This window comes from Sorangiineae bacterium MSr12523, assembly GCA_037157775.1.
In the GTDB taxonomy this organism is placed as follows: Bacteria; Myxococcota_A; Polyangia; order Polyangiales; family Polyangiaceae; genus Pendulispora; species Pendulispora brunnea.
Genome location: CP089982.1, coordinates 8,359,899 through 8,384,997, shown reverse-complemented (window position 1 = coordinate 8,384,997; position 25,099 = coordinate 8,359,899). Strand labels below are relative to the sequence as shown.

24 protein-coding genes are annotated in these 25,099 nt (G+C 63.3%); 13 read left to right on the top strand and 11 right to left on the bottom strand.

From position 1 onward, the window contains the following. Nucleotides 1-209 precede the first annotated feature (209 nt). Nucleotides 210-410 carry a hypothetical protein gene (locus LZC95_33060; GenBank protein ID WXA91274.1) on the top strand — a complete coding sequence of 67 codons (201 nt, stop codon included), beginning with the start codon at nt 210-212 and terminating at the stop codon, nt 408-410. Here LZC95_33060 and LZC95_33055 read toward each other — a convergent pair. Next, complete coding sequence (locus tag LZC95_33055) at nt 394-1,428, bottom strand: NmrA/HSCARG family protein (protein ID WXA91273.1); 1,035 nt, start codon at nt 1,426-1,428, stop codon at nt 394-396. The two genes, LZC95_33060 and LZC95_33055, sit on opposite strands and share 17 nt — an antisense overlap. Nucleotides 1,429-1,462: 34 nt before the next feature. Between LZC95_33055 and LZC95_33050 the strand changes: the two genes are divergently transcribed. Next, on the top strand, nt 1,463-2,383 hold the full coding sequence (locus LZC95_33050; GenBank protein WXA91272.1) for a LysR family transcriptional regulator: 921 nt from the start codon (nt 1,463-1,465) through the stop codon (nt 2,381-2,383). Here the strand turns inward: LZC95_33050 and LZC95_33045 are convergent. Further along, on the bottom strand, nt 2,380-3,273 hold the full coding sequence (locus LZC95_33045) for a LysR family transcriptional regulator (GenBank protein WXA91271.1): 894 nt from the start codon (nt 3,271-3,273) through the stop codon (nt 2,380-2,382). The genes LZC95_33050 and LZC95_33045 overlap by 4 nt on opposite strands. Nucleotides 3,274-3,351: 78 nt before the next feature. Between LZC95_33045 and LZC95_33040 the strand changes: the two genes are divergently transcribed. Then, nucleotides 3,352-3,885, top strand: coding sequence for a YceI family protein (locus LZC95_33040; GenBank protein WXA91270.1), 534 nt, complete (start codon nt 3,352-3,354; stop codon nt 3,883-3,885). Nucleotides 3,886-3,889: 4 nt separating this feature from the next. Here the strand turns inward: LZC95_33040 and LZC95_33035 are convergent, their stop codons facing one another. Next, nucleotides 3,890-5,095 carry a putative glycoside hydrolase family 15 protein gene (locus LZC95_33035; GenBank protein WXA91269.1) on the bottom strand — a complete coding sequence of 402 codons (1,206 nt, stop codon included), beginning with the start codon at nt 5,093-5,095 and terminating at the stop codon, nt 3,890-3,892. A 225-nt stretch (nt 5,096-5,320) separates the two neighbouring features. Next, the gene (locus LZC95_33030) at nt 5,321-6,508 is read right to left on the bottom strand and encodes a serine/threonine protein kinase (GenBank protein WXA91268.1); all 1,188 of its coding nucleotides are present in this window, start codon (nt 6,506-6,508) and stop codon (nt 5,321-5,323) included. Between the two features lie 310 nt (nt 6,509-6,818). On the opposite strand from LZC95_33030, the gene LZC95_33025 reads away from it, so the two are divergent. The 4 genes from LZC95_33025 (at nt 6,819) to LZC95_33010 (ending at nt 12,450) form a co-directional block, all read left to right on the top strand. Then, nucleotides 6,819-9,134, top strand: coding sequence for an acyl-CoA dehydrogenase family protein (locus tag LZC95_33025; GenBank protein WXA91267.1), 2,316 nt, complete (start codon nt 6,819-6,821; stop codon nt 9,132-9,134). A 252-nt stretch (nt 9,135-9,386) separates the two neighbouring features. Next, nucleotides 9,387-9,926: a HutD family protein gene (locus LZC95_33020; GenBank protein ID WXA91266.1), complete on the top strand. Its 540-nt coding sequence runs from the start codon at nt 9,387-9,389 to the stop codon at nt 9,924-9,926. A 7-nt stretch (nt 9,927-9,933) separates the two neighbouring features. Continuing rightward, nucleotides 9,934-10,473 (top strand): GNAT family N-acetyltransferase, encoded by a 540-nt coding sequence (locus LZC95_33015; GenBank protein ID WXA91265.1) that lies wholly within the window; start codon nt 9,934-9,936, stop codon nt 10,471-10,473. A gap of 18 nt (nt 10,474-10,491) precedes the next feature. Beyond that, a complete protein-coding gene (locus LZC95_33010) occupies nt 10,492-12,450 on the top strand; it encodes an NPCBM/NEW2 domain-containing protein (protein WXA91264.1) in 1,959 nt (652 codons plus the stop codon). A 1-nt stretch (nt 12,451) separates the two neighbouring features. On the opposite strand, the gene LZC95_33005 is transcribed toward LZC95_33010, so the two are convergent. Both LZC95_33005 and LZC95_33000 read right to left on the bottom strand, forming a co-directional pair. Beyond that, a complete protein-coding gene (locus LZC95_33005; protein WXA91263.1) occupies nt 12,452-13,144 on the bottom strand; it encodes a hypothetical protein in 693 nt (230 codons plus the stop codon). 2 nt (nt 13,145-13,146) lie between these two features. Continuing rightward, nucleotides 13,147-13,617, bottom strand: a complete 471-nt coding sequence (locus LZC95_33000) for a hypothetical protein (protein ID WXA91262.1) — start codon at nt 13,615-13,617, stop codon at nt 13,147-13,149. 54 nt (nt 13,618-13,671) lie between these two features. Here LZC95_33000 and LZC95_32995 point away from each other — a divergent pair, with 54 nt between their 5' ends. Continuing rightward, nucleotides 13,672-14,178, top strand: coding sequence for an LEA type 2 family protein (locus LZC95_32995; GenBank protein ID WXA91261.1), 507 nt, complete (start codon nt 13,672-13,674; stop codon nt 14,176-14,178). 287 nt (nt 14,179-14,465) lie between these two features. Continuing rightward, nucleotides 14,466-14,849: a hypothetical protein gene (locus LZC95_32990; protein WXA91260.1), complete on the top strand. Its 384-nt coding sequence runs from the start codon at nt 14,466-14,468 to the stop codon at nt 14,847-14,849. A 173-nt stretch (nt 14,850-15,022) separates the two neighbouring features. Here LZC95_32990 and LZC95_32985 read toward each other — a convergent pair whose 3' ends face one another. The 4 genes from LZC95_32985 to LZC95_32970 form a co-directional block, all read right to left on the bottom strand. Continuing rightward, complete coding sequence (locus LZC95_32985; GenBank protein ID WXA91259.1) at nt 15,023-16,186, bottom strand: lactonase family protein; 1,164 nt, start codon at nt 16,184-16,186, stop codon at nt 15,023-15,025. A 33-nt stretch (nt 16,187-16,219) separates the two neighbouring features. Next, nucleotides 16,220-17,560: a hypothetical protein gene (locus LZC95_32980; protein ID WXA91258.1), complete on the bottom strand. Its 1,341-nt coding sequence runs from the start codon at nt 17,558-17,560 to the stop codon at nt 16,220-16,222. 189 nt (nt 17,561-17,749) lie between these two features. Next, a complete protein-coding gene (locus LZC95_32975; protein WXA91257.1) occupies nt 17,750-18,328 on the bottom strand; it encodes a hypothetical protein in 579 nt (192 codons plus the stop codon). 55 nt (nt 18,329-18,383) lie between these two features. Beyond that, on the bottom strand, nt 18,384-18,956 hold the full coding sequence (locus tag LZC95_32970) for a hypothetical protein (GenBank protein ID WXA91256.1): 573 nt from the start codon (nt 18,954-18,956) through the stop codon (nt 18,384-18,386). 373 nt (nt 18,957-19,329) lie between these two features. Between LZC95_32970 and LZC95_32965 the strand changes: the two genes are divergently transcribed. Together LZC95_32965 and LZC95_32960 are read left to right on the top strand one after the other, a co-directional pair. Continuing rightward, on the top strand, nt 19,330-20,172 hold the full coding sequence (locus LZC95_32965) for an RNA polymerase sigma factor (GenBank protein ID WXA91255.1): 843 nt from the start codon (nt 19,330-19,332) through the stop codon (nt 20,170-20,172). Beyond that, on the top strand, nt 20,169-21,053 hold the full coding sequence (locus LZC95_32960; GenBank protein WXA91254.1) for a haloalkane dehalogenase: 885 nt from the start codon (nt 20,169-20,171) through the stop codon (nt 21,051-21,053). The genes LZC95_32965 and LZC95_32960 overlap by 4 nt, the downstream gene beginning before the upstream one ends. Here the strand turns inward: LZC95_32960 and LZC95_32955 are convergent. Continuing rightward, the gene (locus LZC95_32955; GenBank protein ID WXA91253.1) at nt 21,050-22,273 is read right to left on the bottom strand and encodes a lipase family protein; all 1,224 of its coding nucleotides are present in this window, start codon (nt 22,271-22,273) and stop codon (nt 21,050-21,052) included. The genes LZC95_32960 and LZC95_32955 overlap by 4 nt on opposite strands. A gap of 87 nt (nt 22,274-22,360) precedes the next feature. Between LZC95_32955 and LZC95_32950 the strand changes: the two genes are divergently transcribed. Then, nucleotides 22,361-23,161: an AraC family transcriptional regulator gene (locus LZC95_32950; protein ID WXA91252.1), complete on the top strand. Its 801-nt coding sequence runs from the start codon at nt 22,361-22,363 to the stop codon at nt 23,159-23,161. A 100-nt stretch (nt 23,162-23,261) separates the two neighbouring features. Continuing rightward, nucleotides 23,262-24,968: a hypothetical protein gene (locus LZC95_32945; GenBank protein ID WXA91251.1), complete on the top strand. Its 1,707-nt coding sequence runs from the start codon at nt 23,262-23,264 to the stop codon at nt 24,966-24,968. The last annotated feature ends 131 nt before the right edge of the window (nt 24,969-25,099 follow it).

Here is a 25,099-nt window from a genome sequence, read left to right as displayed (position 1 = left end):
AAGTCGCAGAGCACCGCACATGCCGCACCCAAACCTGCGGAAATTCCGCCGTTTCCGCTGCAGTGGTGCGTCCGCCCATCCACGGGCCGCGGTCTTGCGGACGCGCATATCGACGCATCGTGTCACGACCCATGCGTATGCGCGTTATTGCATGTTTCGGAACAAACGGGCTTGCACTTTCCGCGTCACGATGCATGATGACGCGCGTTATGAACCGAATCGCTATCGAACCAGGCTTAACCGAAGCCTTCCACGCTCATCCGGGCACCCTTTCTCAGCTCTTGCGCTCGCTTCGCGCCAAGCTCGCCCAGCTCGGAACCCGGAACTACCCGCCGGACCTGTACATGTCGCTCGGGCCCATCGGCCGCGGGCGCCGCGCCCAGGGCGCCGGCTTCAAGCACCTGCACTGATCCCCTTCGCGCGAAACGCGTCTCGGTGGCGCGCGAGCCATAGGTCGAGGCTTTGAAGGGCAGGATTGAGCCCTCGTGTGACCTCCACGTCGCGTGCGCGTCGGAACTCGTCGTTGAACATCGCGCTGAACGCGAACGAACTCGCGAGATCCTCGCCACCCGGAAAACCGGTTTTTGCCTCGAGGTCCGCCCAGAAGGGCCGCGTCTCTCGACGGTACACGGCATCCGGCACGGCATCGTAGCGAACAGGTTCGCCCAGGCTCCGCGTGAGCGCTGCAGCCATGGCGTGCCCCGACGTATGTTCGCCCGCCACGCCCACCGTCTTACCGACGAGGGCGTCGCCCCGGGCGAACACACCGAGTGCCGAGCGGCCGATGTCTTCGAGCGCGATCCCCGGCAGCACCTGCTCGCCGAGCGGAAGCTGCACGGACAGCCCGCGCGCATCGCGGCGCAGCGCTCGACCCGGCTGCAGGAAATTCTCCCAATAGAACGACGTCAAAAGAAACGTCGTCGGCACACCGGCCTCGCGAAAGGCTGCGTCGGCCTCGCCCTTCGCGTCGGTGTGCGGCACCTTGTACTTCTTCATCAATGTAGGCAGGCGCTCATCGCTTAGCGGAACCCAGCGTCGCACGTCCTCCAAGGTCGACCAGATCGCATGCGCGACGCCCGCAGAGCGTGCCGCGAACGCCATGTTGGCACCCTGCGCCGTTTCCCGTTCCGGCGAGACGTGCTCCCAGAAGTTCGTCACGCAGAACGCGCCGTGTGCGCCGGAAAATGCCCGTTCCAAGCTTGCGCGATCGTCGGTGTTGGCCGCCACGACCTCCGCGCCGCGCCGAGCGAGTTCCCGGGCCGCCTCCGAATCGGGATTGCGTGTGATGGCGCGCAGGCGGAAGCGCTGCTCGGGATCGTCGAGAATCGCACGTGCGAGCCCCCCACCTTGGCCGCCCGTTGCTCCGATGACTGCAATCAGTTTCGCGTTGGACATGCGCGAAGGATGGGGCACATTCTCGGATTGCATTAGTCACCGCGATAGCTAATTACTTTTGCTCGTCATGCAAAAGTCGACCTTTGCGGATTTGGACCTGAACGACGCGCACTTCTTCACCGAGGTGGTCCGGCGCGGAAGCTTCTCCGCCGTGGCGCGCGCCGCCAATCTCCCCGTGTCGACCGTCAGCCGGCACGTCGCCCGGCTCGAAGGGCGCCTCGGTGTCGTGCTGCTTGCCCGCACCACGCGCCGCGTTTCGCTTACCGACGCGGGGCGCATGTACCACGAGCACGCAGCCCGCGCGATCGACGAACTCGAAACCGCGCAGCGCCTCGTTCACGATCTGGGCAGCAGCCCCAAGGGCCGCGTGCGCATCACCGCACCGCTGGGCATCGTGCGGCGGGTGTGGCCAGCCTTGGCGGAGTTCCTGGCGACCTATCCGGACATGGCCGTCGACGTCGAGGCCAACGATCGCATGGTCGACTTGGTCGAGGGCGGCTTCGATCTGGCGATACGCACCGGTCCTCTGGTCGACTCGTCCCTCGTCGCGCGCAAACTCTACGAGGGCGCCTACGGCCTCTTCGCAAGCCGCACCTACCTCGCGCGCCGGGGCACGCCGCGCCGCGCGCAGGATCTCGCCGAGCACGCGTGCATCATCGTGCCCAAGCGCGGCAACGAGCGCGTGACCTGGTCGTTGACCGAGGGCAAGAAAACCGTGCGCATCTCCGTGCGTGGACGGGTCAGCGTGAGCGAATTGAGCTTGGCCTACCTCGCCGCGCTCGACGGCCACGGCATCGTGCAATTGCCTACGAGCTTCGTTGCCGGCGAAGGAGCGTCGCGCCGGAAGCTCGTTCGCGTGCTCCCGAACATCGATGCCGGCCGCGTGCCCGTCTGGCTCGTTCATCCCTCGAGCCGCGTTCTACCCGCAGGCGTTCGCGCCTTGGTCGAGCACCTCGTGGCCCGCAGCCCGACGTTGTTCGCCCGCTAAGCTTTGTCGTTCGGGCAGCTCGACGACGCCGTCACGATGTGCTCGCAGAAGAGCCTCACACGCTGGGGCGTGTGGCGCGAGGCCGGATACACCAATTGCAATGGGTCGCCCGCCACCACGCAATCGGGAAGCACGCGCGTCAAACCTTGCATCGACGGATCCCGCGACAGGTGCACCGGCAAGAGCCCGAGGCCCGCATCTTCGAGCATCATGGCCACGAGCAGCGTGAGCGTGTCGACGCGGAGGGAGCCCGAGACGTTCACCGTCTGCGTCTCCTTGCCGCGCACGAGAGCCCATTTGGTCTTTCGCGAGGTCGTTCGATAGAGCACGCAGTCGTGCTGCGCGAGGTCCGCCGGGGAGTGCGGAACGCCGCGCCTCTTCAGGTATTTCGCACTTGCAAAAATGCCCAAATCGCCCCGCCCCAGTGGCCGCACGATGAGCGAAGAATCGGAGAGCTTTCCCATGACGATGGCCAAATCGAAGCCCTCGCGAATGGGATCGGCCTGGTGCGTCGTGGTGGTCACCTCCACCTCCACGGCCGGGTATTGGCCGACGAACGACGCGATCATGCCGCCAAAGAGGTGCGCCCCATAGTTGGGGATCGCCACGCGAAGCATCCCGCTCGGTGTGCGGTGTTGATCCAAAATGCCATCCTTCGCTTCCTCCACCGCCGCGAGGCCTTTGGAGGCCGCCTCGAAGAACGAGCGCCCCGCGTCCGACAGATTCAATTGCCGGTGCCCGCGCACGAGCAGCTCCATACCGAGCTCCTGCTCGAGTTGCGTGAGGCTCCGGCTCACCGAGGATTTCGGCAATTTCAGCTTGGCGGCCGCCGCCGTCACCCCGCCGGACTCGACGATTTTGACGAACATGGCCACGCGATTCAGATCCATTCGTTGCAAATTTGCGAACGTTTGGTTCGTTGGCAACTGCCTTGTTCCAAAATGGGCACCGGCCCCACCGTTGCCCGCATGGCACTCGAGAAATGGAACATCGACGTCGTGCATTCGACGGTCGGCTTTTCGGTACGGCATCTGATGGTCAGCAAGGTCCACGGGGTGTTCACCCAGTGGACCGGCTCGTTCGAATTCGACGAGCAGAATCCCGCGCAATCCCAAGTCGAAGTGAGCATCGATGCGGCGAGCGTCGACACACGCCAGCCCCAACGCGATGCCCACCTGCGCTCGGGAGATTTCTTCGAGGTGGAGAAACACCCGCGCATTCTCTTCAAGAGCACGCACGTCGAGCCGGCCTCGAATGGTCAGTACAAGGTTGCGGGTGATCTCACGCTTCGAGGCGTCACGCGTCCGGTGACCCTCGACGTGGAGCTCGGAGGCCGCGTCACACACCCGCAGATGGGCGAACGCATCGGATTTTCGGGCAAGACGACCATCAATCGAAAAGAGTTCGGCGTGAGCTTCAATCAAGTGCTCGACACCGGAGGCTTGGGCCTGGGCGAAAAAGTCGAGATTGGTATCGAAATCGAGGCGACGCGCGCGACCTGACGGCTTATTGCTGCACGGTGGCGGTCTTCGTGTTGGAGTTCACCACGATTTTTCCCTTGGCGAAGGTGCGCGTCCACACCCCCGATGGCTGCTCCACCGCAGGGCCGGACGGCGCCCCGAGATCGAAGGTCCATGCCGCGTTGTACGGATCTTTGCCGGTCTCGGGGCCGCCGCCCGTCGAATATGCGAAGCTTCCGCCCAGCGCGGGATCGTGCCAGAGGAGGAACGATGCGCGTGTGTAGCGCATCTTGTCCGTGGCCTGCGAGCCCCCGCCGTGCGGGTACGCGAAGAAGGGGATTCCCGCGGCTTCGACGTCGCGATGAAGTGCGGACATCCACGCCCAATCGGCTCCGCCCAGGAGCTGGTCATCGCCCTGCCATGATTGATAATGCTCGCGCCCGTATCCGCCGGCGAGCTTGGCCCAGCGCACCTGCGTGGCTCGGTCGGAGTTCCACGCCGAGGCCACATTGGGAACGAAGGCGAGACCCGCATCCTTCAACTTGGGTGAAACGTTCTGGAGAAACGATTCCACCGCCTGGGTCCACTTGGCATCGGTCGAGTACTTCGCCGGCACCGCCGACCACGAGGAGCGAAAGCTTTCGCCCACGTTGACGTCGTCGCCAAAAATGCCGTAAAAACCGCCGCTTCGTGCGTAGTCGATGGCCCGCCGCGCCCACTCGTCCTGGTAGTCGCGATTGCCCACGTCGTACAAATGCAGTGCGCCGTCCCAAAAGGTGACATCGCGGCCGGAACCATCCTTGACGATCCAGTCGGGGTGATTGGCCCGAACCCACTGGTACGGCATCCCGGATGGCCATTTCGCATCCGTCGTTTCCGCGTAAGCGCCTGCCGTCTCCCAATACATGAACAGGCGCAAATCGGGATTGTTCGACTTCAGTTGCGCGATGTCCACGTGGTCGCGCATGTAACTTTGAATGACCTCCCACCCATACGCACCGGTGTGTTGCGTGATGAGCGAAACCTCGTCCCAATCGAAGTAAAGCTGCCCCAGCGAGTTCGCGCTTGCCTGCGCGTTCTCGTTGCCGGGGCCCGGTTTGTCGGCCGGCGGGGGATTCGATGACGCATCGTTTCTCGAACCTGGCTCATTCCGCTCGGGCGTCGTCGATGTGCTGCACGCACCCAAACTGCCCACGAGCGCTGCGAATGCCACATAGCGTGGAAATGTGAAACGATACGAAAAGGATTTCATTCCAAAGTGAGTAGCACTTGGAATGCCGTCTCTCAAAGACGTAGTTCGTTTTGGCGCGAAACGTCCAATTTGGTATTGGACGCTTCGCGCGCGTCCGATGGAATCGAAAAATTGAGGATTGCCTAAGAAGAAAACCGCCAAGACGCCAAGAAAAATATATTGGGTCTTTCTTTATTGGCGCTCTTGGCGTCTTGGCGGTTCAATCCATCTTGTTCTCCGACTCCGTCAACCGCCCGTTGGAGAGAGGGTGCCCAGGATGTCTTCGGGGACCTTGCCGAGGCGCTCGCGTTGCGGATAGAGGCCTACGGGGATGCGGGCCACTTCCTTGGCGGTGCGATAATCGACGACGGAGACGCTGTTGGCGTGGCTCAGGGGGATGAAGCAGAAATTGCCGTCCACGCTGGTGGTTGCCCAATAGGGAAGCGCGTCGGTTGCATAGTGCACGAATCCGTCGGTGGTCAGACCGGGGAGGCTCACGATGGCCACGTAATCGTCGATGGTGCCCGCCATGCAAAGCTTGGTGCCGCTGCCATTCATGGCCATCCCGTGGTGGGCCGAATTGCGCGGGTAATCGTCTTTTGCCAAGCTTGCGCCGTGGGCGCTGAACGGCATTTCGACGGTGCGCGTGGTCGCGCCGTTCACCAAATCGTATTCGATGAACCCATTGAGGTACGACAATTGGGCATACAACTTCGTCTCGTCGGCCGTAATGACCGACGGGCGCACGCCCTTGGGGAAGGTGTACGTGCGAATGACCTGCCAGGTCGTCGCATCGAACACGGTGAGCTGCTTTTTGCCTTTCAGCCCGTCCATCCCGTACGGCAAACTGATATTCCCGATGCTCGAATTGTAAATGCGTTGGCCATTCGGTGAATAATCGTTCGAATGGGGATACGTCCCCGTCGGGACGTTCTTCACGAGCTTCCCGGTCTGCGTGTCGAGCACTTGGGCGACATCGGCGGTGGTCGCCGAGACGATGAAGTACTTACCATCGGGCGAAAGCGCCGCGTGGTCGGCTTTGAATCCGTCCACCTTGAAACGCCATAGCTGCTGTTTGGTCGCAATGTCGTAGGCGACTGCATCGCAGAGATTTCCGCGCGAGACGTAAAGTTTCCGTCCGTCTGGCGACACGAAAATATCGTCCACGAAGCGATCTCCGCCGGTTTGCCCGCGCACGATTTCGTAGGCAATCTTCTCCACCGGCGTCATGGCATCGAGGCGCTGCTGCAGATCTGGAATCACACTGAAGGAGCCGAGGTTCTGAAACGTGGTGCCGTCGAGAAAACTCACCGTGCCGGCCACGCTGTTTCCGACGAGGAGTACGTCCCGAACCGCATTGGTTTGGGCAGCGCTTTCCGTGCCGGAGTTCGACTCCACCGCGTCCGGGCCCGTCGAGCAACCCGCCGCAGACACGATAGCGCACACACAGGTCCATCGAATCAGTCGTTCGCCACTGAGCATAAGCATTCCCCTTTTTTGGGCGCCCGCGTCCGAGCGCACGGCCCAAACCACGTATAAAGTCCAGGGCATCGATAGGGGAACCGATTAATGATGTCGCACATCATTTTATGTGACGTCAGCCATTCGCGAAGTCATCGATAGACAGCTTGGTATGGCAACTTGAGGAAAGGCCACCGTCTCCTCGCGCGGGTCGATTCGACAGAGCTCGTCACTTTTTTTTCTCGAGCCGCCGCACGACCTACCTGTCACGATGTCGTCCACGATGACCACACAACGCACCAAGCTGCTCGATGATCCGGAGTTGCGTCCGTTCTTGCCGCTGCTCTGGGTTGCCTGGTCCGATGGCGATCTCGAAGAGGACGATCTGGCGGCGCTTCGATCGCGCGTCGAGGCGATGCCTTGGCTTCGTCCCGCGGCGCGCCATGCGCTGGAGACATGGCTCGCGCCCGATGCGCCGCCGTCGCAGCGCGAGATGCGCACGCTGCTCGATACGATCCACAAGGTGTCGGCCACATTGTCGCCCGAGCGCCGGCGCGACTTGGCCGGGTTGGGGGCCGAGTTGGCCGATGAAGGCACCCTCCGCGCCCTCACGGAGTTGGAGGATGCGCTGGGTGGCGGCGCGGCCTCGGAGCTTTTCGTCCATGCCGAGGCGGCTCGCGAAAGACCCGAAAAGGCGGAGCCGCAGGAGCAAGCGCCACCCTTCGACGTGGGTGCCCTCGGGGCATGGCTCGATGGCGATGTGAAGCCGGTTCGGGATCGGGCGCGCGCGTTTTTGGCCGATCCCGAGCACCGCGCGTACGGTCTTTCGATGCCGGACTACCGCGCCAAAGTGGCCAGCTGGCTCGCGGATCTCGCCGCGCGCGGCTTTGGCCAGCGTGCGTACCCGGGAATCACCACCGACGAGAAAGATCTGAATGCGTTCATCGCGACCTTCGAGACGCTGGCGATGGGCGATCTGTCGCTGGTGGTTCGCTTTGGCGTGCAATTCGGTCTTTTCGGCGGAAGCATCTTTTTTCTCGGCACCGAAGCGCAGCGGCGCAAATGGCTGCCTCAGGTCGTCAATCTGGAGCTTCCCGGCTGTTTCGCCATGAGCGAGGTGGGCCACGGTTCCGACGTGCAGAGCCTCGAAACGCGGGCCACCTGGGACGTGGCCTCGCGCACCTTCGTGCTGCACACCCCGGCGGAATCGGCGCGCAAAGACTGGGTTGGCGGTGCCGCGCAGCATGCCCGCATGGCCACGGTCTTCGCGCAGTTGGAGGTGGACGGCGAGGGGCACGGGATTCACGCGTTTCTCGTGCCCATCCGGGATACCGAGGGAAACCTGCTCGAGGGCGTGCGCGCCGGTGATTCGGGGCACAAAATGGGCCTCAACGGCGTCGACAATGGGCGTCTCTGGTTCGACCACGTGCGCGTTCCGGAGCATGCCATGCTCGGGCGATTTGCCTGGATGAACGCCGACGGCCATTACGAGAGCGCCATTGCCAATCCAAAGAAGCGATTCTTCACGATGCTCGGGACCTTGGTGGGCGGGCGCATTTCCGTGGCCACCGCATCGGTGACCGCCGCCAAAGTGGGATTGGCCATTGCCATTCGCTATGCCTCGGCACGGCGGCAATTCGGGCCGGAAGACGGTGTCGAAATGCCGCTTCTCGATTATCCGACACACCAGCGCCGACTGCTTCCGCGCCTGGCCACGACGTACGTGCTCTCTTTGGCGGTCGCGCGCCTGCGCAGCGGTTTTGGGCAACGCATGCGCGAGGAAGACGCAGGCGATACGCGCGAATTGGAGGCTTCCGCGGCGGCGCTGAAAGCATTGGCCAGTTGGCATGCCGTGGAGACATTGCGTGAGTGCCGCCAGGCTTGCGGTGGCCAGGGATACCTTCTGGTGAATCGGCTTCCGGATTTGTGCGCCGACGTCGAGGTGTTCACCACCTTCGAAGGCGACAACACGGTGTTGCTGCAGCTCGTGGCCAAAAGCCTTTTGACGGGATTCAAGAAGCGCTTCGAAAGCACGGGGGTGGCCGGCATCGCGCGGCATCTTCTCGGCAAGGCGCGCATTGCGGTGGCGGAGAAGAATCTCCTCGCCGTGCGTCGAACCGATCCGGAGCATCTGCGCGATCGCGCCTTTCATTTGGCAGCCTTGAAGTACCGCGAGGAGCGGCTCTTGGAGACCGCCGCCGGCAGACTGCGCAAGCGGCTCGAGGCCAAGCGCGATGCGCACGCGGCCATGCTCGAAGTTCAGGAGCACTTGGTCGCCCTGGCGCGCGCGCACGCCGATCGCCTTGCGCTGCAGTGGTTCGACGAAGCCGTTGCGGTCTGCCCCGACCCCCAGTTGGTCCCTTGGCTGGATCGACTCGGGGCCTTGCACGCGCTGACGCGTTTGCGCGAGGAGGCCGCATTTTTCCTATCGGAAGGCTATTTCGATGCACAAAAAGAACGCGCTTTGCGCAAGGAAACGACCGCGTTGCTCGGCGAACTTCGACAGGGCGCCGTCGGGCTGGTCGATGCCTTCGCAATCCCCGACGCGTGCCTGGCGGCACCCATTGCCTTCATGGACCCGGCGCACCCGCGGTGGTGATCAACAATGATTCAGCAAGAACCAAAGACCGATGAGCACGGGGGGAACTCCGAGTAACCATGCAATGCCATATTTCATGATTCCGACCTCCGCATATCCCCCTCGCAACGGGCGGGCCACGTCCGAGATGCGGCGTAAAAACGCGGTCGAGGGCCCGTGCACCGCCCCACGCGCGGCACGATGGTACGTCGTGGCATTCGTGCGCGCTTGGACCGATGCGCCCGTCATGGCACGAACGAAGACAGAGGATTCATGTTGCTCCTGAGCGCTCGAGATCGCATGCCGGTGCCGTGGAAGAATGGGATGGGGAGCACCGTCGAGGTGGCGAGTGGCCCACCGGGGGCGTCGCTGGCGGATTTCGATTGGCGGGTCAGCCTCGCGGGGATTCACGGCGACGTACCGTTCTCGCTCTTTCCGGGAGCGGAGCGCATTTTGACGGTGGTCGAAGGTCGCGGGATGACGTTGACGGCGACGTCGGGCCAGACGCTGCAAGCGATGCCCGACGCGCCCATTGGCTTTCCGGGGGAGACCGCATTCGTCTGCCAGCTTCACGACGGCCCCGTCACGGCGCTCAACGTCATGACGCGCCGGGGTTCCCCCGCAGGGGCCGTGGAAGTCCTCGGTCCCGGTGCAATCCTGCGTCATCGCGGTGGTGTTACGCTCGTCATCGCCTTGCGCGATTCGCTCTCCGTCGTGGGGCAGCTGCTGGCTCCGTGGGATGCCGTCCAGCTCGCACCCGGCGACGTGGAGCTTCGTGGCATAGGCACCGCGGCCGTCATACGGATAGGATGAGCAATCCATGCCCACCAACGTCATCGTCCCCACCCTCGACACGGAGCGCTTGCACCTGCGCGGTTTTCGCCCCGACGACCTCGAGGCTTACTCGGCCATGCTCTCCGATCCCCAATTCATCCGCCACGTGGCAAGCCAGGCCATCCCACGCGAGGACGTATGGGCTCGCATTTTGCGCCATATCGGCCATTGGGCGGTATTCGGCTTTGGCGTTTGGGCCCTCGAGGAAAAGGCCACTGGCCGATTCGCCGGCGAGGTCGGCTTCTCCCGCCTCGAACGCGACATCGCTCCGCCATTCGGCGAGGCCCCGGAAGCCGGCTGGGGTCTCGCACCGTGGTCGCACGGCCAAGGTTTCGCGAAGGAAGCAACGGCGGCCATCCATCGGTGGTTCGATGGGGAATTCGGCCCGAGGCGCACAGTCTGCATGATCCGCCCGGCCAACACGGTATCGATGCGCATTGCCGAAAAATGCGGCTATCGTGAACTGCATCGCGTCCCGTACCGCGGCGCGCCAATGGTCGTCTTCGAGCGGACGCCCCCGCCTTGATGGCGTAAGCTTCCTCGCGTGTCGACGCGAACGACGATTGCTGCCTTTCTTGGCCTCGCAGCGGCCGCGCTCTCACCCATTCCAAGGGCGCATGCCGCCAAACCCAGCGCGCCCCCGATGGGGTGGAATCATTGGAATCACTTTCGGTGTGGTATCGACGAGGGCATCATCAAAGGCATTGCCGACGCCATCGTCCACACCGGACTCCGCGATGCAGGATATCGCTACGTCAATGTGGATGATTGCTGGGAGGAACCGGTACGCGATGCCCATGGGCATCTGCAGGCCAATGCGCATACCTTCCCCAGCGGCATCGCCGCTTTGGCGGATTATGTGCATGCGCGCGGATTGAAATTCGGAATTTACACCGCCGCGGGCGACAAGACCTGCGAAGGCCGCCCGGGCAGTGGCGGCCACTATGCCGAGGACGCGGCAACCTTCGCCGCGTGGGACGTGGATTACGTCAAATTGGATTGGTGCGGAGCAAAGGGCATTCCTCTCGAATTGACCAAGCAGTTTCGCGCGGCGTTGGATGCGACGGGGCGAGCCATCGTCCTCGGTGTCTCCCGGCACGGTTCTCCGTGGCTCTGGGCCGAACACCCGGCCGATCTGTGGCGCACTTCGGCGGACATCGACGATCAATGGCATAGCATGCTGCGCAATGCCGAAGAGGAGGCTGGCCTCTCCCAACGTGCGGGCGCCGGCATCGGTTGGAACGATCCGGACATGCTTCAAGTGGGCAATGGAGCCATGAGCCCCGCGGAGTACCGCGCGCATTTCAGCCTATGGTCCATATTGGCTGCGCCGCTCCTTCTGGGAAATGACATTCGCGCCATCGACGCGGAGACCTTGCGCATCGTCGGCGAGCGCGAGGTCATCGCCATCGATCAAGACCCGCTCGGCAGGCCGGGCGATCGTCTTCGCACGGATGGCGATCGGGAGGTGTGGACGCGGCACCTGGCCGGCGGGGACGTTGCCGTCGCGCTCTTCAATCGCGGCGTGGTGGCGACGGAAATCCGCACCGACGCGCAGGAAATCGGGCTCCCCGCGGGCACGGGCTACCAGGTACGCGACGTATGGGGCAAACGCGATTTTCGCAGCAATGGCGGTATTTCCGCGCTGGTCGAGCCGCACGGCGTCGCGTTGTATCGCGTCTCCGCCGCTGAAACGTCGGCCCCGCCGCTCGTGACCTTGGCCTCCGATGCACGGTTTTTCGCGCCGGGTGAGACGACACAGGTCATCGCCACCTTGCGCACCGAGCAGCGGCTTCTGCACCGCGTTCGCATCGAGGTGAATGCTCCGCCGGGCTGGGTGGTGCGGCCGCTCGGACCCGCCATTCCCGTGAGCCTTCCCGGCTGGCCTGCGAGTGCGCGTTTCCTGGTGACGGCGCCTGCGAATGCTGCGCCGGGTACCGCTCGGCTCTCCTTGTCCGCGCGCGACGATTCCGGCGAGAGCCATGCGGTGCAGACCGTATTGGTCCCACCGGCGGCGCCTGCAGGACGTATCGCGCTATCGAACCATCCGCGATTGGAAACGGACAATGGTTGGTATTTGCCCATGAAGGAGAATCATTCTTTTGGCCCGGACGACTTCTGCGGCAATTGCCAAGGGGGGACCCTCACCTTGGCCGGAAAGTCGTTCGACACTGGATTGGGCACCTATGCCTCGAGCCAAGTGAGCTATTACCTCGGCGGAAAGTGTCGCTCGTTTCATGTGATCATGGGGGTGGACGACGAGGTGCTCGGCATCACCTGGCCGCGCCCGCACAATCACGTCGGCACCGCGCGCTTCTGGATTTACGCCGACGGGCGCGCCGTCCATGACAGCGGCGTGCGCACCGCGGGCGGTGCACCTTCGAGCGCGGACATCGACTTGCGTGGTGTGCAGGAGCTGAAGCTGATCAACCATAGCGCCGGCGACGGCAATTTCGCCGATCATGCCGATTGGGCCGGCATGCGCATCGTGTGCGCGCCGTGAGCTAGGTGCGGCGTTTGCGCGGTTTCTCGAAGATCCCGGACGGCTCCCGCAGATCCTCCGCAGGAAGAAGGGCGGCATCCGCGAGCAGCAAGGCCTGCCGGCACGGCAGCTCGAGCCGCTGCGCAATGGTGGTGAGCTCGCCGGTGAGCGATTGCGTCTCCTCGTCGGAAAGGGCGGGGGACGCAAAAACGGTGCGCCACGTACCGAATGCGCGGTGCAGCTCGGCCAACGCAGGCCCCGCCGGCAGATACGTCTCGTCCGCGAACATGCGCGTCAGATAGCTCGACGCCAGGCGCCGCTCGAACTCCACCACGAATGCCTCGAAGGCATCGCGCGGCGCCTTGCGCAATGGCAGCAGCTTCAAGTTCATGTAAAGTACATCCAACACCGGCGAACGCGCACCCGCCGCCTTGCGAATGGCCGCGTCCAGCCGATCGACGGCATCGAGCGCGTCGTCCTGCAGGGCGCGCCCGCGTTCACCCCGCACCGCCTCCAGCTCGGGCAGGCGCAGCACGCGCGTGAGAAGATCGCCCAAGTCGCCCCGCGCCGCTCCAATGCGGCGGCGCGCATGCTCGAGCCATGCGGTCTCGTCTTTCAGCTCCGCGCGCTTCGCCAGCTTGACCGCGGTGGCGGCCAACCGCTGCTCGAGTTGTTCCGAGTGAACGATGAGGTCGAAAGCTTCGAGGGCGGACATCGTCATTTCGTAGGCTTTTTCCCGTCGTCATCCATGTACGCGGCGATGGTATCCAGAAGATCGCGCTGCATGCCCTCGAACATCTGCCCGATCTCGAACGACGTGGGCATGGCCGGCGCGAGGACCGGCACCCAGATGCCCTGACCTTCCACCTCGGCGACGACGGCCTCGTACGTGCGCCCCTCGGGCTCGAGGCTATCGGGGAAGAAGAGCAGCCCGCGGCTGTCCGCGTGCACCTCGGGCAGCTCGATGCCGAATTGTTCCAGCCATTCGAGCGCCGCATCTTCGTTCGATGCGAAGGCCTCGTACGGCTGGAAGGTGAAGACCAAAAAGGAGCCATCGTCGAGGGCCTCGGCGTAGAGCCCCTCGCTTTCCTCGTCCTCATCCTCGCCGTCGAGATCGAGGAACGGCCTCAGCTTCTCGATCGACTTCGGACGGAAGAGCGCTACGGCATCGATTTCGGCATCGGGCATGCTTGGACAGTACTTGCTCGCGTCCGCGAGGAAAAGGGCTACGCTGCCAAGGCGATGCGTCCCTTCGCCGCCGTGGTCGTCGCTGCCGTTGCCCTGCAGTCTCTGGCGTGCAGTAAGCCTCAGCCTCCCGAAATCACGGTGAAGGATGCCCGGGTGACCGAGGTGAACGTGGGCGGCCTCACGGTGGCCGTCAACGCGGAGCTGTACAACCCGAACAAGTTCCCCATGACCCTTCAGAGCGTTACCGGGAACGTGAAGCTCGAGGGCAAGTACGATCTCGGTCAAGTCACCGTAACCACGCCCGTGAGCCTGCCCGCCGGCGTGCGCACCCCGGCCACCGTGCCGCTGGCCATGAAATGGCAGAACGCCGGCTCGATGACCGCCCTCGTCACGGGCGCCGAAACGATTCCCTTCACGGTCACGGGCACTGCCGCCGTCGGTGGCGAGAAGCTCTCCGTCGACGTGCCCTTCCAGGTACAGGGCTCGGTCACGCGTGCGCAGATCGCGCAAGCTGTGCTGCGTTCCTTCCCAGGGTTCCCGCCCGCGACGCCAACGAAGTAGCGTCCGCATCAAGCGATCTCGGCGAAGCGATCTCCCTCGAAGAGGGAAGACCCGACGGCGATCCCCCGTACGACGTTTGCGTCAGAATGACGTGAATCGCGTCGAACGATTTTAAATCGTATTTCGCGTTGAAATTGGAAGTCGAAGATGGCAATTGATGGCCATTCACGAAATGCCGCTTCGGCGAGCTCGTGATCCGGGCGTGTTTCGATGACGACGAATACGAATCACGTCGAATTGCCAAGTGTCTTGCTTGGATTTTTACAACGAATAGGAAATTGACCATCATGAAAATCAAATACGCAATTCCCGCCCTCGCCATGCTTTCGCTCTCCACCGTGATCGGTGCGAGCGCTTCGGCACAAGAGGTCGAGGAAATCGACGCCGCGGCCGCCGGCAAAGCCCACGTCACCGTGGGCACCAAGCAGTACGATTTCACGGCGAGCGTGTGCGACTTCACCGGCCGTGGCCCGCAGCTCAAGGCCACCCTCCGCGACGGCACCAAGCTCACCGTCAGCGGGCCGAGCGATTTCGTCGCCATCGAGGGTCCGTCGGTGAACTTCGGTGGCTGGGTCGAGGACTCGTCCGGCGACAATCGCGCCTTCAAGTTGAGTGGCACGGAAGACGGCGGAAGCCGCAAGTTCACGATCTCCGCAACCTGCGCGCGCTGATCCGCCGCTAGGCACCGAGCAGCGTCACGAAGAGAAGAAGGAACCGCCAGGACGCCAAAAGAGAGGCGCCAGGATCGCCAGGTGAACCAACAATAAACTCTCATTTTTGAGGAATTATTGTTGGTTCAGTTGGCGCCCCTGGCGCCCCTAGCGTCCTGGCGGTTTCCTTCCGTTTAGGGGAGGGATACGGCGCCGATCCACCAGGTGTCGCCGCTGGATTGTGGGTATGTGCGGACGTACGTCAGTTTTCCGTCGGCGCCAATGCGAAAGACGGACAAGTTCGGTTCGATACCGCCCGGGCCTTTGGACTGATTGGCCACGATGAGAACGTGCCCGCTCGGATCGAGGGTCATGGTCCGCGGCGAGATGCCGTGCGAATCGATGCTCTGAACGAGTTTGGGCTCTCCCGTCGCCGCGTCGATGGCGAAAACCGCCACACTGTTTTCACCGGGGTCGGCCGGTGTCGTATCGCGATTCGACACGTAAACCCATTGGCCGCTGGGATGCACATGGATGGCGGCTGCGCCTTGCCCCGGAGATGCGGCATCCGGGTTCGCGAGGGTCGTCGTATCGAAGCGCTGTGTGAGAACGCCCTCGTGGTGCTCGTACGTGATCAACCGGTTCCCATTTTCCATGGCCACGTACACCCACGGCTTGGTCGGGTGAAAATCCAAATGCCGCGGGCCCAGCCCGCTCGGATAATCGAGCAGCGTGCGCTTTTGCAGCACACCGTCGCGAAAATCGAAAATGGCCATATGACCAAGGCTCGTCTCGTTCCCGCGCACCGGGACGAAGGCCCATCGATTCGACGGGTCGACTCGAATCTGGTGTGCCAAGAACCCCAGATGTTGCCGCTCCTCCGGCTGCTGCACCGGGCTGCCCAAGCTGCCGTCGTCGTTCAGCCGCAGCACCGAGGCGCTCTCCGCGAAATTGTGCGCCATGAGCAAATAGTGCCCGCTTCGATCGACGGACACGTGGATCGCCCGCGACAGGGGCGACGCATACGTCGGACCCAGCGAGGCCAGCGTCCCCGTCTTTCCGTCGATGGCGAAGGCATGAATCGCATTGACGAAGGGCCGATCCTTCGGCGGCGGGATTTCGCTGCACGATACATAAAGGTACTTCCTGCTCGGATGCACGGCGACGTAGTGAACGTCGTTCTCCAACTCGGGCAATGTTTGCTTCAGGGTGAGCTCCCCGCGTGCGGCATCCAGGTCGTACACACGCAAAACCTTTCCCGAGCTGGCGTACACCACCGCCGGCTTCGCGGTGGAGGAGCACGCGAGAAGGCCCATGGAGACCAAAAGCAAGCCGAACGGCAGCGCATGGTGGAGCATCCCATGCTGTTTAGAACGACTTCATCGCCGTCGCTACGGTTTGGCGATCATCAGCATGCCCAGGCACATCTCATTGTCGGTTCCCCAACCGGGTGATACGGGCTCGCGTTTGCCGGACGTGTCGAAGGTACACGTTAGCTTCGCAATGGTGTCGGCCGTGATCTTCGGCCGCGTCTTGTACCAGTAGAATCGCTGCCAGTGGAAATTCCACTGGTCGATGCGGGCAATGCACTCGTCGCTGCCCCCTCGTTGCAGCCGCAATTCGAACTTGCGACCCAATTCGTGCATGTGCGGCATGATGCCGAGAATCTCCACCGGCGGCTGATCGTCGGTGAAATCCAGCTCCGAGCGCGTGATGTCGCTCGAGTAAGGGACCTCGCGCTTGCCTGGCGGCAGGGTGTCGGGCCCCCCTTGCGGTCGGAAGAGCGTGTCCAACAAGGGATCCGGCGACCGAAAGAGCACCTCGCGATCGACCGTGTCCTGGTAGCGCAAACGGAGATTGGTCGAATCGGGCGGGGGCGATTGTCCGCTCGTGGGCAGGTTGTAATGGATTTGAAGCACGAGAAGATCGTCCGGTCGAACCGGGGCGCCAAACCCTGCCGGGTAGTCGACCACACCTTGGCCGGGCACCCAGACCGCGGGGCTGGACTCGAAGCGAACGCCTTCGCCTGCTGCACCGAAACAGGGCCATCCATCGCGATCGGTGGCGGCATCGTCGAGCGCTCGAACGACTTGGCCGTTCGTTTTTCCCGGGACGTACGAAGCTCCGTTCGGGTCGACGACGTAGAGCGCCGCGTGGTGCACGATGGTCGCGTTGCCCGGAATGGCGTGGTAGCCGGTGATATAACGCGTGGCTGCGCCACCGGCGCGGAAACCGAAGCAGCGGTATTCATCGTGGCTGGCCAGGGGATTGGACGGATCGGCCCGCGGAACGAAACTCGGTGTGCGGTATTCCGTGGCATGGTCGAGCGAGGGCGGGGGATTGCGCGGAATTTCGACGAGGGTGCCCTCGCTCTTGTCGCCCGTCGCCCAGCGATGGAGCGTCTCGAGCTCGCTCGGGGTGAGCGCTTCATCGCGCTCGATGTCACCGCAGCTCCCGTCGTGGGTCATCAAAAAGGGCGGCATGTGCCCGCCCTGCGTGGCCGCATCGATGCTGGCCGCACGCGTTTTCACCGCGTCGTACGTGTCCAATGCAAAGGGTGCAATGCCCCCTGTTTGATGGCACCCAACGCACTTGGCATTCACGAGCGGCGCGACATTCTGCCAATACGTGAGTGGCTCCCCACTGGAATTGGAATCCGAGGATGACGAGCAACCCGCGGCAGCCGCCAAAAAGGACAAAGCTATCCCGATGACGTATCGATGAGTCTCCATGACGCGTCCTCTCGCAGAAGTTAGTCGATCGTTTCAATCGTAAGATTTAAACGATCGTTTGACTCTGGTCAAGGCGCGGCGAAAAGATGAACCGCCAAGACGCCGAGAACGCCAAGATCCGTGGGTTGGAACAACCCAAATCCTTGGCGGCCTTGGCGTCTTGGCGGCTCGTTTACTTCTGGCTCGCGATTACTGCTGAACGTCGACCACGAGGCGCGGCGGATTCTTCAATTCGAGAACGCGGAAGTTCTTCTTCTTGGAAAGACCGATGGTGTACGTCGTCTCGGCCTCGAAGCCCGGGCAGGTCATCTTGAGCTCCTTCACCGAGGCGAGGTTCGGCTTCACGTCGACGATCGTCGCCGGCGAGTACGTCGGCTTCTGCGTCTCGGGGTCGTAGGAGTTCGCCGGGATCATCTGCACTTGAATGAAGGCCGTGCCCTGGACTTCGACCTCGCCCTCGCCCGCGCAGATCTGCGGGTTCGGGACGTAACGAACGTCGTAACCGGGAACGCCGTCATTGCTGAACTGGAATACGCTGCGATCGAAACCGTCGTTCTTCGCGACCTTGAGCGTCTTGAAATCCGTCGATCCGATGTCATGACGGACCGTCACCGCCGAGGTGGCCCACTCGGGACGCAGCTCGCTGGAGGTCTCCGACACGTTTTCCTCGCTGCCGTTCACGTCACCGGCGGCGCAACCCGCGGCCAACACGCCAACGACCGACAGGACGACTGCGCCGAACAACTGATGCTTCAAAGACAGTTTCATGGATTCGAACCCCATATCTCGTATTTGCAATATCAACTGAGGAGACAGCTTCGATTTACTGCTGCACGTCCACCACGATGCGCGGCGGATTCTTCAACTCGGTGACGCGGAAGTTCTTCTTCGCGCCCACGCCGATGATGTACGACGTCTCGGCCTCGATGCCCGGGCAGGACATTTTGAGCTGCTTCACCGAGGCGAGGTTCGGCTTCACGTCCACGATCGACGCGGGCGAGTACGTCGGCTTCTCCGTCTCGAGGTCGTAGGCGTTTGCCGGCTGAATCTGTACTTGAATGTAGGCCGCACCTGCGACCCGGATGGGATCACCGCTGGCGCACTGAGCGGGATTGGTCACGTAGCGCACGTCGTAACCAGGAATGCCGGTGTCGAATTGAAACGTGCTGCGATCGAATCCCGACTGCTTCGCAACCTTCAACGTCTTGAAGTCGGGCGCATCGATGTCATGTCGAACCGTCACCGGGGTCGTGCTCCACTCGGGGCGAAGCTCGCTGGAAGCCTCCGCCACGTTCTCCTCGCCGTTCACGCCTTCGGCCGCGCAACCCGCAGCCAATACGCCCACGATCGACAGGATGATTCCACCGCACAACGGGTGCTTCAACGACAGTTTCATAGAGAGTCAAGCTCCGTATTCTTATTTGTGATGACCGAGGGTCTCGCTGCATCGAGCAGGCATCCCCTGGTACGAACTTCTTCGATTTTCCTTCCGCGAAATCTCGAAATCATTTTCGAGTTCGAATCGCGAATTGGATGCCCGTGAGATAGTCCAAATATCGTCTCGGGCAATGGGAAAAATCGAGATTTCGTAATGCGAATTACGTCACGCACTGCATGATCGAATGATTCTCACGGTGAGATCCGACGCATCACAGGCACCCATTGGAGACCAGCCCAAACCCGGTGGGGATCTGGCGCAAACCGTTCGGTCGATCCGCGGGATACGATTTTCGGTCACAGCTTCTCGTCGGGGGCGGTCCAATACGACGATGACCACGAGCGACACGTTTTCCGAGATTACGAGCGAGCTCATCGCCCTCGCCGTCGATGGCGATCGGCGCGCGGTCGAGAAGATCGTTCGCACGCTGCAAAAGCCCATTTACGGCGTGGCCGTGCGGATGCTCCTCGATCGGGTGGACGCGGAGGATGCCACCCAGGAGGCCCTCATCCGTATCATCACGCGCCTCGCGCAATACCGCGGTGAGGCGAAATTTTCGACGTGGGCGTGGCGCATCGCCGTGCGGCGCATTCTCGACTTCCGCGAAGAGCGCACCGCGGCCGCGCAGCGCACCTTCGATGCGTTCGCCAACGATCTGGCCCAAGGCCGCGATGATGAGGCCGTGCCGCGGCCCGAGGACGAGCTCCTGCACCGGCAGCTCAAGGTGGTGTGCAGCCGCGCGATGCTGCAATGCCTCGATGGCGACCATCGGATCGCCTTCATCCTGGGCGAAATCCTGGGTTTTTCCTCGGACGAGGCCGCCGAGGTGCTCGAAATCGAGGCGGCGGCGTTTCGCAAGCGACTCAGTCGGGCGCGCACCGCGCTCGTCGAGTTTCTCTCGCGGACGTGCGGCGTTTTCGACGCCAAGGCCCCGTGCGCGTGCCACCGCCGGCTCGACCGGGCCATCACCCTCGGCCGCGTCAAGCGCGACGACCTCGAGGTTCGTCCAGAGGAGGGGAGGAACCTACCCGGCTTGCAGGCGCACCTTTCGACCCTCTCCGAAATGCATCGACTCACTGCCTATTACCGGAGCGATCCCGATCCGATGAGCAAACGCGACTTCGTCGTGACGCTTCGAACGATGATTCACCAATACAAGGAGCCACCCTCATGACCCATGAATCGATTTCTTCCGACTTCCCCTTTCAACATCGTTACATCGACGTGCACGGCTCGCGTATGGCCTATGTCGATGAAGGGCAGGGGGATCCCGTGCTCTTTCTGCACGGCAACCCCGCCTCGTCGTATCTCTGGCGCAACATCATTCCGCATGTCCGCGGTCTGGGGCGGGCCATCGCGCCGGATCTCATCGGCATGGGCCGCTCGGACAAGCCGGACATCGGCTACCAATTTGCCGATCATGCGCGCTACCTGGAGGGCTTCATCGAGAAGCTCGGTCTGGAGCGCATCACCCTGGTGATCCACGACTGGGGTTCGGCGCTTGGCTTCGATTGGGCCATGCGCCACGAGTCGCGCGTGCGTGGCATTGCCTTCATGGAGCCGATTTTGGCCCCTGTTCCGAGCTGGGAGCAATTCCCCGAGGCCGTGCGCGATATCTTCCAGAAGATGCGCACCCCCGGCGTGGGCGAGGCCATGGTGCTCGACGAGAATTTCTTCATCGAGCACCTCCTTCCCGGCGCCATCGTGCGAAAACTCACCGCGGTGGAAATGGATCATTACCGCGCGCCATTTCCCGACCGCGCATCGCGCAAGCCCACCCTGGCCTGGCCGCGCCAGATCCCCATCGCGGGCGAGCCGCCCGAAATCGTGGACATCGTGAGCCGTTCGCGCGATGCGCTTCGTCGGTCCAAGCTGCCGAAGCTGCTTTTCACCGCGGAGCCGGGCGCCCTCATGCAGCCGCCGCTCGTGGCTTGGTGCAAAGACAACCTGCCCAACTTGGAGGTGGTGCCCGTGGGCCAGGGCATTCACTACCTGCAGGAGGACAATCCCCACCTGATTGGAAGGACCCTGGCCGAGTGGCTCCGGCGTATTTAGCGGCAGGTGCTTGGCGCCACGAAGCCTGCGACTGCGGCCTGCAGGTAGGCGAACGCACCGGGAATGCCGAGGGCGGCGTACGCAAAATGATCCGTCACGTGATTCAATTGATCGACGTTGAAGGTGACGGGTACACCTCGCTGGCAATACCCATCGACGAGTCCCTCCACGTCGCGGTACGGAATCGCTTGGTCCCAATAGCCGTGGTAAATGTAGAGCGGCCCCGCAGGCTTTCGCCCGCCCAAGCGGCTGTTGGCCGCAATCGCCTGAACATCGGGCTCGCCGGCCAGATCGGGCACGATCGAATAGTCCGATAGGTTCTTGAACGCGTAATTCGTAAGCAGATCGCCGATGCACTGCTTGCGCACGTCGGCGCGCAGCTTCCGGCCCGCAGCATTGAGGAAGCGGTGCGCATTGTACTCGGGGTAGGCATCGGCCTGGCCCATGACGCCGCCCGCGGCAATGCCCGACATGTACGTGCCCCCGACATAACGGAGAATGCTCACCAAATCGACGGGAACCCCGCCGGCGGCGATGCCTTTGAAGCGCAGCTCGGGCGCATAGGAGGGCGCCAGCTCGGCGGCCCACATGGTGGCTTGCGCACCGCCCGAATAGCCCCACATCGTCAGAGGCGCGTCATGGAGATGGGCCTCCGTGTAGCTTCGGGCGGCGCGAATGCCATCGAGCACCGCGTGGCCGCTCATGGGACCGACGGTGAAGTTCATGGCCAGGCCCTCGTGATCGGGCACCACGACGGCCCAGCCGGTTTTCAGCGCCAGGACCACATTGGCCATTTCCAACGCGGTGCCGAAATTGGCCGAGGTGGACGGCGTGACGACGCCGCCCTGCATCACATAGGAGGGATTGCAATCGATCGACAGCGAATCGATGGCCACGTTGTACGACAAGAGCGGGCGCGTGCCGAGGTACGGCAAAATGGGGACGACCAATGTCGCGATGGCGACGACTGGACGGTCATGTTCATCGGTGGTGGCATATTTCAACTGCCACGCTTTGACGGCCAGCGGCAGCGCCAGGGTGACCGGCCGCGATGCGAGGATGGTCCCTGACGGTACCGACGGCATCGCGGCGGGCGCGGTGTAGAATGCATCTTGGCTGGGGGGCGTGGCTGCGGCGGCGTGCCGCTCGGTCATCGCGAGAGACGTGAGAGAGGCGAGCAGCATGGTCATGAGCGCAGTACAGAGTTGGGTCGTCTTCACGGCATTTCCCTCCATCGTGCTTGGGTGGCCGCGATTGAATCTAGGTTTTTCCTGCGCGAAGCGATTGTACGAGACCGCTGTTCTTCCATGAAAGCGTACGACCCGAGTCCGCCGCTGCGTTTCATCGTCTATGTGGGAGCGCAGCGCTTCGTGCTGCTGGCCGAGAGCCTCGTTCTGGATCGCAGCCACGCGCCGTACCGGCGTCCGGCCGCCACGTTGCTTCTGGCCTACAAGGCGCCAATGCTTCTCGAAGTGGGGGAAGGGGTCGCCCTTTCCACGCAGGCCGCGTTGATTGCACCGAAGGTGGCGCGCAAACGGCTGGCGGCCGAGGGCCTCGTGGCCATCGACTTCCCCATTCATTCGGGCGAATACGCCGCCGTGCAGCCCGCGCTGGGCGGCGAGGACGTGGTGGCGCTCGACTTCGGGCGGTTCGCGCCGCTGGTTCCTACGCTTGCGCGCGGCTTTGCCGGGAACTTGGGCGGCGCCGAAGTAAAGGCGCTCATCCGCGAGCTGGTCATGGCCATTTCCGGAAAGGCCCCGGAGGAGCAGGGATTGGATCCGCGCGTCGAAAAGGCGATGCAATTGATCAACGACCTTCCGCGCGAAGAGGCTACCCCGGCCAGCGTCGCGCGCCGGCTGCATTTGTCGACGTCGCGCTTGGGGCATTTGTTCAAGGAGCAAACGGGCAGCACGTTGAGCTACTTCATGCGCTGGGTGGCCTTGTGGCGTGGTGTTGCATTGTGGACGCAGGGCCGCTCCCTCACCGAGGTGGCGCACGAAGTCGGTTATTACGACTTGGCCCATCTCGATCATGCCTTCACCGACTTCTTCGGTGTCAATCCGTCCACGGCGATGGATCCGCGGCACGTGCGATTGATTCGTTTCTAGGGTTTCGCTGATTCGCCGTCAGGGGCATCGGCCGCCGGCGGACTGAGATTGCGTTCAAAAGGCGCTTTCCCGTGAGGTAATTTGGCTCTATCTGTCATGCATGCTTCGCTTTCCGCGTGCACTTTGGATAGCCGCATTCTTGGCGATCGTTCTGTCGTTGCCTGCGCTCTTTGCCGACTTCTATTGCGACGACCAGGTCATGGTGTTGCGCCTCGACGGCACCGCCCCGGCGCCCGTGCCGGGCCCGTTTTACCTGTACACGTTTGCAACGGGCGAGGCCGGGCAGCGGCATCTGCTGGTCGAAAATGCGGGGCTGCCTTGGTGGACCTTCGACGGATTGCGGCTTTCGTTCTTTCGGCCGCTCAGCAGCGCGCTGTTTGCGCTCGATCATGCGATCGCAGGACGAAACCCACTTTCGTATCACCTTCACTCGATGGCCTGGTACGTGGTCGCGGTGTTGGCTGCCGGCACGCTGCTGCGCCGGCTCCTGCCTGAACGAGAGGCTGCGTTGGCGGCCATCCTTTTTGCGATGGCCCCGGCCCACTGGATGCTGGCCGCATGGCCATCGGCGCGTCACGTGGCGATTTCCGGCGTGTTGGCCATGGCCGCGGTGGCACTGCACCTCCGCGGGCGCACGTTGGCTGCGATTGCGTGCGCGGCGCTCGGGCTTGCCGCGGGCGAGACGGCGCTGGGGGCATTTGCGTACGTAGCGGCATACGAGTTCATGGGCCGGCGCGTGACCTTTGGGGACCGGATGCGTGCGCTGGCGCCGTGGGGCGCGCTCCTCGCGGGCTATGTGGCTTTGTACAAAGGTTTGGGCTTTGGCGCGAAGGGCTCCGGCGCGTACTTCGATCCAGCAGGGCACCCCTGGGAATACCTGACGCATCTCCCGACGAGGCTGGCCGTATTTGCCGAGGCCGCGCTCGTGGGCGTCCCTTCGGAGATCAGCGGCCTCGCACCGCAGGCCACGCCCGTGCTGGCACTCCTTGGCGCGGTTGCCGCGATGGCGCTCGCGCTCTTGCTTCGTCGCGCGGTGCGAGCCCTCGAGCCCGAGGTGCGCCGCACGCTGGCCTGGCTGCTCACGGGCGCCGTTCTCGCGGTGCTTCCTGGTGCCGCGGGAATACCGGGCGATCGCATCTTGTTCTTGCCGAACCTGGGAATCGTCTCGGTGCTTTCCGTCGTGCTGCTTCGTGCGGGGGCGGGGCTGCCGGCGCGGGCGGGCGTGGCGGTGTTCGGGCTGTTGCACGTCGTCCTCGCACCGGTGCTCTTCGCGTTCGGCGCGCAGCAACTTGCCACTTCATCGCACGCCGCGCGAACCGCGGCCGTGGGCGCCGAGCTCCCGGCACGCGAGGGCGTGAGCGTCGTGGGCATCGGCCTAGCCGATCCCCTGGTGGGCATGTACCTCTTGCCCAACCTGGTCATCGCGCGCCCAAAGCCGCTGCCGCGCACTACCCATCTATTGACCATGTCCCCGCGCGATCATCGCCTAAAGCGCATCGACGCACGAACACTCGAGATCTCCATCTTGGGCGGCACCTTGCTCGACAACGCTTTGGAGTTCGTGGTGCGCCCACCGGATCATCCCCTGCTCGCAGGCGATAGGCTGCCACTCGGCCCATGGGCCGTGCTTATCCTCGAGGACACCGACGGCCGCCCCACGCGCTTTTCCGTCACCTTCGATCGCCCCTTGGACGATCCGTCCCTCGCCTTCATCATCTGGCACGAAGGCGCCCTCCGCCCATTGTCACTGCCACCCGTGGGCGAAGAGGTCACCTTGAAGCACGAGCCCGGCCCCATGGGGATTTGATTCTCCGACTCGTAAACCAGCGAGCTCGATCCTCGAACAGAAGAGGGAAACCGCCAAGACACCAAGGACGCGAAGGTGGATTGATGTGCTGCCGCACCGAATGCTCGAGCGCACGGAACTAGTGGCTGGCG

Coding starts and splice junctions, on each gene's coding strand:
- LZC95_33000 (WXA91262.1), bottom strand. CDS start 13,617: ATGCCCGATGCCGAAATCGATGCCGTAGCGCTCTTCCGTCCGAAGTCG.
- LZC95_32950 (WXA91252.1), top strand. CDS start 22,361: ATGAAAGCGTACGACCCGAGTCCGCCGCTGCGTTTCATCGTCTATGTG.
- LZC95_33035 (WXA91269.1), bottom strand. CDS start 5,095: ATGAAATCCTTTTCGTATCGTTTCACATTTCCACGCTATGTGGCATTC.
- LZC95_32960 (WXA91254.1), top strand. CDS start 20,169: ATGACCCATGAATCGATTTCTTCCGACTTCCCCTTTCAACATCGTTAC.
- LZC95_32985 (WXA91259.1), bottom strand. CDS start 16,186: ATGCTCCACCATGCGCTGCCGTTCGGCTTGCTTTTGGTCTCCATGGGC.
- LZC95_32945 (WXA91251.1), top strand. CDS start 23,262: ATGCTTCGCTTTCCGCGTGCACTTTGGATAGCCGCATTCTTGGCGATC.
- LZC95_32965 (WXA91255.1), top strand. CDS start 19,330: ATGACCACGAGCGACACGTTTTCCGAGATTACGAGCGAGCTCATCGCC.
- LZC95_33015 (WXA91265.1), top strand. CDS start 9,934: ATGCCCACCAACGTCATCGTCCCCACCCTCGACACGGAGCGCTTGCAC.
- LZC95_32980 (WXA91258.1), bottom strand. CDS start 17,560: ATGGAGACTCATCGATACGTCATCGGGATAGCTTTGTCCTTTTTGGCG.
- LZC95_32990 (WXA91260.1), top strand. CDS start 14,466: ATGAAAATCAAATACGCAATTCCCGCCCTCGCCATGCTTTCGCTCTCC.
- LZC95_33045 (WXA91271.1), bottom strand. CDS start 3,273: ATGGATCTGAATCGCGTGGCCATGTTCGTCAAAATCGTCGAGTCCGGC.
- LZC95_33040 (WXA91270.1), top strand. CDS start 3,352: ATGGCACTCGAGAAATGGAACATCGACGTCGTGCATTCGACGGTCGGC.
- LZC95_32975 (WXA91257.1), bottom strand. CDS start 18,328: ATGAAACTGTCTTTGAAGCATCAGTTGTTCGGCGCAGTCGTCCTGTCG.
- LZC95_32995 (WXA91261.1), top strand. CDS start 13,672: ATGCGTCCCTTCGCCGCCGTGGTCGTCGCTGCCGTTGCCCTGCAGTCT.
- LZC95_33060 (WXA91274.1), top strand. CDS start 210: ATGAACCGAATCGCTATCGAACCAGGCTTAACCGAAGCCTTCCACGCT.
- LZC95_33050 (WXA91272.1), top strand. CDS start 1,463: ATGCAAAAGTCGACCTTTGCGGATTTGGACCTGAACGACGCGCACTTC.
- LZC95_33020 (WXA91266.1), top strand. CDS start 9,387: ATGTTGCTCCTGAGCGCTCGAGATCGCATGCCGGTGCCGTGGAAGAAT.
- LZC95_32970 (WXA91256.1), bottom strand. CDS start 18,956: ATGAAACTGTCGTTGAAGCACCCGTTGTGCGGTGGAATCATCCTGTCG.
- LZC95_33005 (WXA91263.1), bottom strand. CDS start 13,144: ATGTCCGCCCTCGAAGCTTTCGACCTCATCGTTCACTCGGAACAACTC.
- LZC95_33025 (WXA91267.1), top strand. CDS start 6,819: ATGACCACACAACGCACCAAGCTGCTCGATGATCCGGAGTTGCGTCCG.
- LZC95_33055 (WXA91273.1), bottom strand. CDS start 1,428: ATGCAATCCGAGAATGTGCCCCATCCTTCGCGCATGTCCAACGCGAAA.